Genomic DNA, 9974 nt, shown 5'->3' on the forward strand with positions numbered 1-9974 from the left:
CAAGGCCGCCTTCCGCATGATGATCAAGGAGATCTGAGCCTGACCGGCTCGGAAAGACACCCCATGAAGAAGCAAGTCCTCCTCGCCGGCGCCGCCGCCGGCCTCGCCTTGGCCGCCACCGCGGCCCAGGCGCAATCCATCGACTACGGCTCGCTGGAGCAACTGTTCAACGAACCGGTCACCACCTCGGCCACCGGCTCACCGCAGCGCTCCACCGAGGTGCCGGTGGACATGACCATCATCTCCTCGTCCGACATCAAGCGTTCGGGCGCCACCGACCTGCCCACGATCCTCAGCCGCGTCGCCGGCGTGGATGTGCTGAACTTCGCGGCCGGCCAGTCCGACGTGGGCATTCGCGGCTACAACCAGGCTCGTTCGCCGCGCTTGCTGGTGCTGATCAACGGTCGTCAGGTCTATCTGGACCACTTCGGCTACACCGACTGGACCGCGCTTCCCATCTCGCTGAGCGAAATCCGCCAGATCGAAGTGGTCCGGGGCCCCAACAGCGCCATCTTCGGCTTCAACGCCGTGTCGGGCGTGGTGAACATCATCACCTTCAACCCCAAGTTCGATGACGCCAACGCCATCGATCTGCGCACCGGCACCGGCGAGAGCAACTTCGTCTCCGTCGTGAAGACCATGCGCCTGGGCGACAAGGTCTCGGTTCGGCTCTCGGCCGGCGGCGAGCACCAGAACGAGTGGAAGGACAACAGCGCGGCCGTCACCGCCGCCATGATCCATAACCCCTCCACCCTGCACGCCAACGTCGACGCCGTGGCCGAACTCGGGTCCAAGACCCAGCTTCGTGTGGAAGGCTCCTACTCCAACGGCCAAGCCTCGCAGGTCATCTCGACCTTCGCCTACGCCGCCCACCGCATCAAGACCGACAGCCTGAAGGCCACCCTCAGCACCGACACCAAGTTCGGCCTGATCCAGATCCAGGGCTATCACAACGACCTGGACGCCCTGACCCCCGGCCGCCGCTATCTGAACGGCATCACGGTGGCCAGCATCGAGGACCTGTTCAAGATCGGCGCGGCCCATACCGTCCGCGTCGGCCTGGAGTATCGCGACAACCAGCTCGACACCGCGTCCTACTCGGGCGCCAAGATCAGCTACAAGGTCGTGGCGCCTTCGGTGATGTGGAACTGGGCCGTCAATCCCAAGCTGTCCCTCACCGCCGCCGCGCGCCTGGACAAGCTGAGCCTGGAACGCACCGGGCCCTTCCCGGCCGGCGTGCCTCAGACCAGCAACGCGCTCTGGGATCGCGACATCAAGGAAACCAGCGTCAATGTCGGCGCGGTCTTCAAGGCCACCGACAAGGACAGCCTGCGCGCCACCTACGCCCGCGGTGTGCAGGCCCCCACCCTGCTGGAGCTGGGCGGCCTGATCATTCCGCCGGCCACACCGGCCCCCGTGGGCTTCCTGATCGAGGGTAACCCGTTCCTCGATCCGGCCATCGTCACCAACTACCAGCTGACCTATGACCGCGATCTGCCCTCGCTGCAGGCCAAGGCCAGCGTGAAGGCCTTCATGCAGAAGACCGAAAGCGTGAAGGGCCAGTTCTCGACCGCGATCATCGACATCCCGGCGACCGCGACCACCTGGAACGCCTACCAGTACGCCAACACCGGCGATTCCGAGATGAAGGGCTTCGAGCTCGCCGCCTCGGGCAAGTTCGGAGCCGGCTTCCACTGGCGCGCCGACACCACCTACACCAAGATCGAAGACAAGCCGACGATCAGCCAGGCGGTCCTCGTCCTGCGCAAGGTGGACTTCGCCGCCACGACGCCGAAGTACCGCAGCAACCTGGCCCTCGGCTGGGCCAACGAGCAGTGGACGGTGGACGGCTACGTCCATCAGGTGAGCAAGTTCTCGTCCTACAACGGCAACCTGCTGGAACCGGTCCCGGCCTACACCACCCTGGCCGGCCGGGTGTCCTACAAGCTGCAGAACGGCATCGTGATGGGTGTGGACGGGGTCAACCTGCTTCACAGCCGCGAGTCGCAAGCCAAGGGCCCCAGCGGCCTGCAGGCCGAGCGTCGGGTGCAATTCACCCTCAACAAGACCTGGTGAGCTAAGCCGACCCCGCCGCGTCGCGGCGGGGTCACGCTTTCCTTCGGAGATTTGAGATGAAGACCTTCCGCCTCGCCGACCTCTCACTCGTCGTGAAGATGGCGTTCGCTCCCGCCTTCGCCGTGCTCATGCTGGCCCTGGTGGCCGGCGGGGCTTTCTGGAGTCAGCAGCAGCAGTCCAAGGCCATCGAGCGCATCGTGTCCGAGGACATGGCCGTCAGCCTCGACCTGGCCCGCATCGCCAAGCGCATCACCGCGGTGCACGGCGACCTCTACCTGCTGATGACCCACACAGCCGCGACGCCCGGGATGGACTCTACCGCCCAGCTGCAGAAGCTGATGACCGACGTCGACTCCATCAAGGCCGAGCTCAGCAAGCTTAAGAGCAAGCTCCCCGCCGCCGAACAGAAGCGCTTCGATATCCTGATCAAGGACCTGACCGACTATCGCGGCGGGATCGAAGTCGTGGGCTCCATGCTCGGCATCGACTTCGCCACCGCGGCGGCCTTCGTCGAGCCCTTCGAGGTTCAGTACAATCGCATGACCGAAACCCTGGACGGCGCCACGGCCCTGGTTCAGCAGGAAGCCAAGGCCCACGCCAAGGCCAGCGCCGACGAGGCGGCCCTCACGGGTCAACTCGCCATGGGCGGAGCGCTCATCACCCTGCTGGCCGTGGCCGGGATTTCCGTGGCCACCATCCTGGGGGTCAAGCGGGCCATCCAGGGCATCGCAGGCGCCACTGAGAAGCTTGCCGCCGGGGACAACCAGCAGGACCTGGACCGCATCGCCCGCGGCGACGAACTGGGCGCCATCGTCGGCTCCCTCGGGGTCTTCCGCGACAACCAGCTGCGCCTCGCCGCCATGCGCGAGGAACAGGAGGCCGCGGCCGCCCGTGAGGAGGCCACCCGCGCCCAGGTCGAGAAAGAACGCGCCGACGCCCAGGCCGAACAGGCCGCCGTGGTGGGCACGCTCGCCAACGGCCTGTCGCGCCTGTCCCAGGGCGACCTGACCCACGCCATCGACCAGGCCTTCCCCGAGGAATACGAGGCCCTGCGCGCCGACTTCAATGGCGCTGTGGCCAAGTTGCGGGACGCGATGCAGGTCATCGTCGCCACCAGCTCGCAAATCGGCTCCAGCGCCGAGGAGATCGCCGGAGCCTCCGACGACCTGTCGCGCCGCACCGAGCAGCAGGCCGCCAGCCTGGAAGAGACCGCCGCCGCCCTGGACGAGATCACCGCCACGGTGAAGAAGTCCGCGGACGGCGCCAGTCACGCGCGGGCGGTGGTGCAGACCGCCAAGACCGGCGCGGCCGATGGAGGCGACATCGTTCGCCAGGCCGTGGTGGCCATGGGCGAGATCGAGAAGTCCTCCACTCAGATCAGCCAGATCATCGGCGTGATTGACGAGATCGCCTTCCAGACCAACCTGCTGGCCCTGAACGCGGGCGTTGAAGCCGCCCGGGCCGGTGAGGCCGGCAAGGGCTTCGCCGTCGTCGCCTCCGAGGTGCGGGCGCTCGCCCAGCGCTCGGCGGAAGCGGCCAAGGAGATCAAGGCCCTGATCAGCGCCTCGTCGACCCAGGTCGGCTCCGGCGTGCAGCTGGTCGGCAAGACCGGTCAGGCCCTGGAGATGCTTGTGGCCCAGGTCGACGAAATCGACGGCCTGGTGGGCGAGATCGCCGCGTCCGCGAAGGAGCAGGCTGTCGGCCTCAATGAGGTCAACGCCGCCGTCAACAAGATGGACCAGGTGACCCAGCAGAACGCCGCCATGGTGGAGCAGTCCACGGCCGCGGCCCACGCGCTGAACGGCGAGGCGACCGAGCTGCGTCGTCTGATGGGTGACTTCCGCACCGGCGCCGACACGGCCCCGCCCCGGGTCTCCCGCCCGCAGGCGGCCGGACCGGGCTCGCGGCCCGCGGCCTCCCCGCCGCGCCGCATGGCCGAGAAGATCCGCGCCAACTTCGGTGGCGGCCCGGCCCCCCAGCAAAAGCCCCGGGATTGGGAGGAATTCTGACCCTGGCCTGACGAGATCCTGACCCGGCGCTCCCCAGCGTCGGACGGGCTTCCTCCCCCGAGGACAAATCTGGCGCGCGTCTGACTCAAGACAGACGCGCGCCGACTTTTTCCTATTTCGACTTTGACATCAAATGCTTGGCTGCAACCAAAATTAAGCCCATGTGTTCGGTTGGTATGTTCCAGTCGATCACTTCAGGGGCCCAGACATGACCCGCCGATACGCCGCCCTCGCCGCCAGCGCCGTGCTTCTGGCCACGCTCGGCGCCTGCGCCACCGCCACCCCCTATCAGCCCAATATTCGTGGCCAGGCCACCGCCGGCGGCTTCTCCGAGGTTCGCCTGGAGGCCGACAGGTTCCGGGTCAATTTCGCCGGCAACAGCCTGACCTCGCGCGAGACTGTGGAGGGCTACCTGCTCTACCGCGCCGCCGAACTGACAGTGGCCCAGGGGTATGACTGGTTCGCGGTGGTGGATCGCCAGACTGACCGCAACGCGCGGACCTATGTCGAGCCCGATCCCTTCTACCGGCCTTGGTACGGCCCCAGCTACAACTTCTGGCGTCCGTCCTGGCGCTACTATGGCGGCGGCTACGGCTGGCGCTCCTGGGACCCCTTCTATGGCGACCCCTTCTGGGGCGACCGTATGGACACCCGCACCGTGGAGAAGTTCGAGGCCAGCGCCGAGATCGTCATGCACAGGGGCGCCAAGCCCCAGGATGACACCCGCGCCTTCGATGCGCGGGCGGTGATGGACAACCTCGGCCCCCGTGTCCTGCGTCCGCCGCAGCCCTAGCCGACTGTGCAGACAGAATCGCCCGCCTCCGGACCTGGAGGCGGGCGTTTTGCTGTCCAGATAGGGCCGCGTCTCAGCCCTTGACGCGCTTGTCCCGCTTGGCGGCGACTCGCAGCCGCAGGGCGTTCAGCTTGATGAACCCCGAGGCGTCGTTGTGGTCGTAGGCGACCTTGCCTTCCTCGAAGGTGACCAGGTCCTGGTCGTAGAGGGAGTAGGGGCTGGTCCGGCCGATGACCGTGACGTTGCCCTTGTAGAGCTTCACCGTCACCTGACCGGTGACCATCGCCTGGCTGTGGTCGATGGCGGCCTGCAGCATCTCGCGCTCCGGGGTGAACCAGAAGCCGTTGTAGATGAGCTCCGCATAGCGCGGCATCAGTTCGTCCTTCAGGTGCATGGACCCGCGGTCCAGGGTGATGGACTCGATGCCTCGGTGAGCAGCCAGCAGGATGGTGCCGCCGGGCGTCTCGTAGACGCCGCGGGACTTCATGCCGACATAGCGGTTCTCCACCAGGTCCAGCCGGCCGACGCCGTTGGCGTAGCCCAGCTCGTTGAGCTTGGTGAGCAGGGTGGCCGGGCTCATCTTCTCGCCGTCGATGGCGACAGGATCGCCCTTCTCGAAGTCGAGGGTGAAGACCGTGGCCTTGTCCGGCGCATCCTCGGGCGCGATGGTGCGCATATAGACGAACTCGGGCGCCTCGACCGCTGGATCCTCCAGCACCTTACCCTCCGAGGAAGAGTGCAGCAGGTTGGCGTCGACGCTGAAGGGCGCCTCGCCGCGCTTGTCCTTGGCGATCTGGATCTGGTGCTTCTCGGCGAAGTCCAGCAGGGCTTCACGGCTCTTGAAATCCCACTCGCGCCAGGGGGCGATCACGTGGATGTCCGGCTCGAGCGCGTAATAGGCCACCTCGTAGCGGACCTGGTCATTGCCCTTGCCGGTGGAGCCGTGGCTGACGGCGTCGGCGCCCATCTTGCGGGCGATCTCGATCTGCTTCTGAGCGATCAGCGGCCGGGCGATGGAGGTGCCCAGCAGGTACTGGCCCTCATAGACGGTGTTGGCGCGGAACATCGGGAAGACGAAGTCGCGGACAAACTCCTCGCGCACGTCCTCGATGAAGATGTTCTCGGGCTTCACGCCGGCGGCCAGGGCCTTGGCGCGGGCCGGCTCCAGCTCCTCGCCCTGGCCGAGGTCGGCGGTGAAGGTGATGACCTCCGCCCCGTACTCGGTCTGCAGCCACTTCAGGATGATCGAGGTGTCCAGCCCGCCGGAATAGGCCAGGACGACTTTCTTGATCGCGGGCTTGGACATGGGCATGCGGACTTTCGGCAGGAAGTGGACGTCGCGGGCGTATAGGGGCCAAAGGCCCGGCGTATCAAGGCTTGAGCGCGCCTTCACTCTGCAGTTGGTCCAGGGCGGCCTTCAGCCAGCGCAGGTGACCGACGGCGATCAAGGCCGCGGCGGTGGCGCGGACGCCGAACAGGATCACCGCCTGCTCCATCGTCGCCGCGGCGTTGCGATTGAAGGCCACCAGCGCCAGGCCCAGGAAGAAGGCCGTCGTCGGAATGGCCAGCAGGGCCAGGTTGCGCTTCAGCCGGAAGGTCGGCTTGCCGTTCAGGGCGAACTGCAGCGGCACCCTGGTGTCCGGATCAATCCGACCCCAGGCGCTCCGGGTGGTGGAAGCCATGATGGAAAGCGAGATGATCCACAGGGCGTCGCCCAGGAGAGAGAGCAGCATCAGACGGTCACCTGGGTTCCGAGCTCGACCACGCGGCCGGGGGGGATCTTGTAGAAGTCGGTGGGGTTGGCGGCGTTGCGCATCAGGAAGATGAACAGCTTGTCCTGCCAGAGCGGCATGCCCGACTGGGCCGAGGCCACCACCGAGCGGCGGCCCAGGAAGAAGCTGGTGGCCATGATGTCGAACTTCAGGCCGAGCTTGCGGCACAGCCCCAGCGCCTTGGGCAGGTTCGGGCTCTCCATGAAGCCGTAATTGATGGTGACCTTCTTGAAGTCGTCGTTGATCGGCTCGATCGACACCCGATTATCCTCCTTCACCCGTGGGGTCTCGGCGGTGTGGACGGTCAGGATGATGTTCTTCTCGTGCAGCACCTTGTTGTGCTTGAGATTATGCATCAGCGCGACGGGCGCCATGTCCGGGTCGGAGGTCAGGAAGATCGCGGTGCCGGGCGCCCGGTGCGGGGCTCGGGCCTTGAGGATTTCCGACAGCTCCAGCAGCGGCACGGAATCGCGCCGGGTCTTGTCGGTAAGGATCTGGGCGCCGCGGGTCCAGGTCCACATCACCATCACCAGGGCCAGGCCCAGCACCAGGGGCAGCCAGGCCCCCTGCGGAATCTTGAGCAGGTTCGAGGAGATGAAGGTCACGTCGAGCGCGCCGAAGCCCACCGCCGCCAGCCAGGCCTGCCAAGTGGGCCGCTTCCACATGTGCTTGATGATCACGAAGAACAGCAGGGTGTCGACGAACATCGCCCCGGTCACGGCGATCCCGTAGGCCGCCGCCAGGTTCGAGGAGTTGCGGAAGGTGAACAACAGGACCAGCACCCCGATCATCAGGATGGTGTTGACCTGCGGCACATAGATCTGGCCGGCCTGGGTCTCGCTGGTGCGGCGGATGTCGATGCGCGGGAACAGGCCGAGTTGCACCGCCTGCTGCGTCATGGAGAAGGCGCCGGTGATGACCGCCTGGGAGGCGATGACCGTGGCCGCCGTGGCCAGCAGCAGCACGGGCCAATAGATGACCTCGGGAACCATCTCGAAGAAGGGGTTGGACCGCGCCGCCGGGTTGGACAGCACCAGGGCGCCCTGGCCCAGATAGTTCAGCAGCAGGGACGGCAGCACCAGGATCAGCCAGGCCGCCTGGATCGGCTTCTTCCCGAAGTGCCCCATGTCGGCATAGAGGGCCTCAGCCCCCGTCACCGCCAGGAAGACGCTGCCCAGGATGATGAAGCCCAGCAGGCCGTTGTCCCACAGGAAGATCACCCCGTAGTGGGGCAGCAGGGCGCGGATGATCGAGAGGTCGTCGGCGATGTGGTAGGCGCCCAGGCCCGCCAGAACCAGGAACCACAGGGCGGTGATCGGCCCGAAGTAGCGGGCGATGCTGGTGGTGCCCTTGGCCTGGACCATGAACAGGGCGACGAGGATGCCGGCCGAGATCGGCACCACGAACGCGTCCATGCGGTTGCCGAGGCCCGGCGCGTCCTTCAGCCCCTCGATGGCCGAGAGCACCGAAACCGCCGGGGTGATGATGCCGTCGCCATAGAACAGCGCCGCGCCAATCACGCCCAGGAAGAACACCACCGTGGAGCGGCGGCCCAGGGATCGTTGGGCGAGCGCCATCAGGGCGAGCGTGCCGCCCTCGCCCTTGTTGTCGGCCCGCATCAGGAAGACGACGTACTTGATGGTGACAATGAGGATCAGCGCCCAGGTCACCAGGGAGACCACGCCGAGCACCGCGATCTCGTTGGAGACGGTGTCCTTGGTGTGGTGCAGCGCCTCGCGCATGGCGTAGAGGGGGCTGGTGCCGATGTCGCCGAACACCACGCCGATGGCCCCCAGCGCCAAGGCGCGGAAACTGTCCTTGTGGGGGGCGTGCAGCGAATCCTCCGTCGCCTCGGGGGCGCCGCTGGCCGGATCAGCCATTCAAAGTCTCCGGGACCGAGACGTCGGTTCCACTGACCATTTTCCGCCGAAGGGATCGCCGGTCCGGCGTCAGAAAATGGTCTTGCATCAAAAGTCCTCTGAAAGGCTGGCGGTCCAGATGGACCTCAAACCCTTAGGGCCGGCGGGATGCCGTTGTGCGGCGGGCGCGATACACCCTTTCCCACCGCCGTTCAATCGCAGCTTGGCCCCCTCATGCGGCGCCGGGTCGCGCCTTGAAGGCCCGCGGGGGTCCGCGGGCGCGCCAAAGCTTGCGCATTGCCTGTTCTAACGCCACATCTGGCCCATGTTCATTCAGACCGAAGCCACCCCGAACCCCGAGGTCCTGAAATTTCTGCCCGGACAGACGGTCCTGGCGGAAGGCTCGCGGGACTTCCGCAGTCCCCTGGAAGCCGAGGCCTCTCCCCTGGCCACGGACCTGTTCGACATTGATGGCGTCGACCGGGTCTTCTTCGGCCCCGACTTCGTGACCGTGGGCAAGCACCCGGACCACGACTGGCCCCACCTGAAGGCGCCGGTCCTGGCCGCGATCATGGATCACTTCGCCTCGGGGCGGCCGCTGTTCGCCGCCGAGGCCAGCGCCGAGGGCGGCGGCCATGACGACGAGACGATCTACGACGCCGACACCGCCCAGGTGGTGGCCGAGATCAAGGACCTGCTCGACACCCGCATCCGCCCGGCCGTGGCCCAGGACGGCGGCGACATCCTGTTCAACCGTTTCGAGCCGGACACCGGTGTGGTCTGGCTGCACATGCGCGGCGCCTGCTCGGGTTGCCCATCCTCCTCGGCGACCCTGAAGGCCGGCGTGGAGAACATGCTCAAGCACTATGTGCCCGAGGTCACCCGGGTCGAGCAGACCCTCTGATCCTTCTCAGCCTCGATACCTGTCTGGGCGCCTGCTCGGCCGCCGTCCTCGACGGCGGGCGGGTGCTGGCGCGCCGAGTCGAGCCCATGGCCAGGGGACACCAGGAACGCCTCGCGCCGCTGGTGGCCGAAGTCATGAGCGAGGCGGGCGTCGCCTTCGACAGACTTGACCGGGTCGGCGTCACCGTCGGTCCAGGCTCCTTCACCGGCCTGCGGGTTGGCCTGGCCTTCGCCAAGGGCCTGGGAGCGGCCTTGTCGATCCCGGTCATCGGGGTTGGTGTGCTGGAGGCCCTCGCCCAGCCGATCGACGGCACGGTCTTCGCCGTCCTCGACGCAAAGCGCGACCAGATCTACCTCCAGGCCTTCGCCGACGGCGTGGCGGTCAGCGCGCCCGACGCCCTGCCGCCGGGAACCGCCGCCGCCCGGCTGGCCGAACTGGCGGGGGTGGGGTCAGTGACCCTGGTGGGCTCCGGCGCGGCCCTGCTCGCCGACATCCTGCCCGGCGCCATCGTGGTGATGGCCGACCATGCCGACCCGGTCAAGTCTGTCGAAGGCGACGCCC

At 67.0% G+C, this 9974-nt stretch carries 8 protein-coding genes; 5 read left to right on the forward strand and 3 right to left on the reverse strand.

All coding sequences use genetic code 11. From position 1 onward, the window contains the following. Positions 1–63: 63 nt before the first annotated feature. From AAC997_RS05485 to AAC997_RS05495, 3 genes are all read left to right on the forward strand, one after another. Positions 64–2076 (forward strand): TonB-dependent receptor, encoded by a 2013-nt coding sequence (locus tag AAC997_RS05485; protein WP_340644680.1) that lies wholly within the window; start codon positions 64–66, stop codon positions 2074–2076. A 56-nt stretch (positions 2077–2132) separates the two neighbouring features. Continuing rightward, positions 2133–4085 (forward strand): methyl-accepting chemotaxis protein, encoded by a 1953-nt coding sequence (locus tag AAC997_RS05490; protein ID WP_340644681.1) that lies wholly within the window; start codon positions 2133–2135, stop codon positions 4083–4085. A 208-nt stretch (positions 4086–4293) separates the two neighbouring features. Continuing rightward, positions 4294–4878: a hypothetical protein gene (locus AAC997_RS05495; protein ID WP_340644682.1), complete on the forward strand. Its 585-nt coding sequence runs from the start codon at positions 4294–4296 to the stop codon at positions 4876–4878. A gap of 73 nt (positions 4879–4951) precedes the next feature. Here AAC997_RS05495 and AAC997_RS05500 read toward each other — a convergent pair whose 3' ends face one another. The 3 genes from AAC997_RS05500 to AAC997_RS05510 form a co-directional block, all read right to left on the reverse strand. Continuing rightward, on the reverse strand, positions 4952–6184 hold the full coding sequence (locus AAC997_RS05500) for an argininosuccinate synthase (protein WP_340644683.1): 1233 nt from the start codon (positions 6182–6184) through the stop codon (positions 4952–4954). A gap of 64 nt (positions 6185–6248) precedes the next feature. After that, positions 6249–6611, reverse strand: a complete 363-nt coding sequence (locus tag AAC997_RS05505) for a hypothetical protein (RefSeq protein WP_340644684.1) — start codon at positions 6609–6611, stop codon at positions 6249–6251. After that, on the reverse strand, positions 6611–8530 hold the full coding sequence (locus AAC997_RS05510) for a potassium transporter Kup (RefSeq protein WP_340644685.1): 1920 nt from the start codon (positions 8528–8530) through the stop codon (positions 6611–6613). Before AAC997_RS05510 ends, AAC997_RS05505 begins: the two co-directional genes overlap by 1 nt. A 304-nt stretch (positions 8531–8834) precedes the next feature. On the opposite strand from AAC997_RS05510, the gene AAC997_RS05515 reads away from it, so the two are divergent. Together AAC997_RS05515 and tsaB are read left to right on the forward strand one after the other, a co-directional pair. Then, entirely contained in the window at positions 8835–9413 is a 579-nt protein-coding gene (locus AAC997_RS05515; protein WP_340644686.1) for a NifU family protein, read from the forward strand. Next, a partial coding sequence (gene tsaB / locus AAC997_RS05520; RefSeq protein ID WP_340644687.1) for a tRNA (adenosine(37)-N6)-threonylcarbamoyltransferase complex dimerization subunit type 1 TsaB occupies positions 9413–9974 on the forward strand: 562 nt, incomplete at its 3' end. The genes AAC997_RS05515 and tsaB, both read left to right, overlap by 1 nt.

This window comes from Phenylobacterium sp., from assembly GCF_037968635.1.
GTDB lineage: Bacteria > Pseudomonadota > Alphaproteobacteria > Caulobacterales > Caulobacteraceae > Phenylobacterium.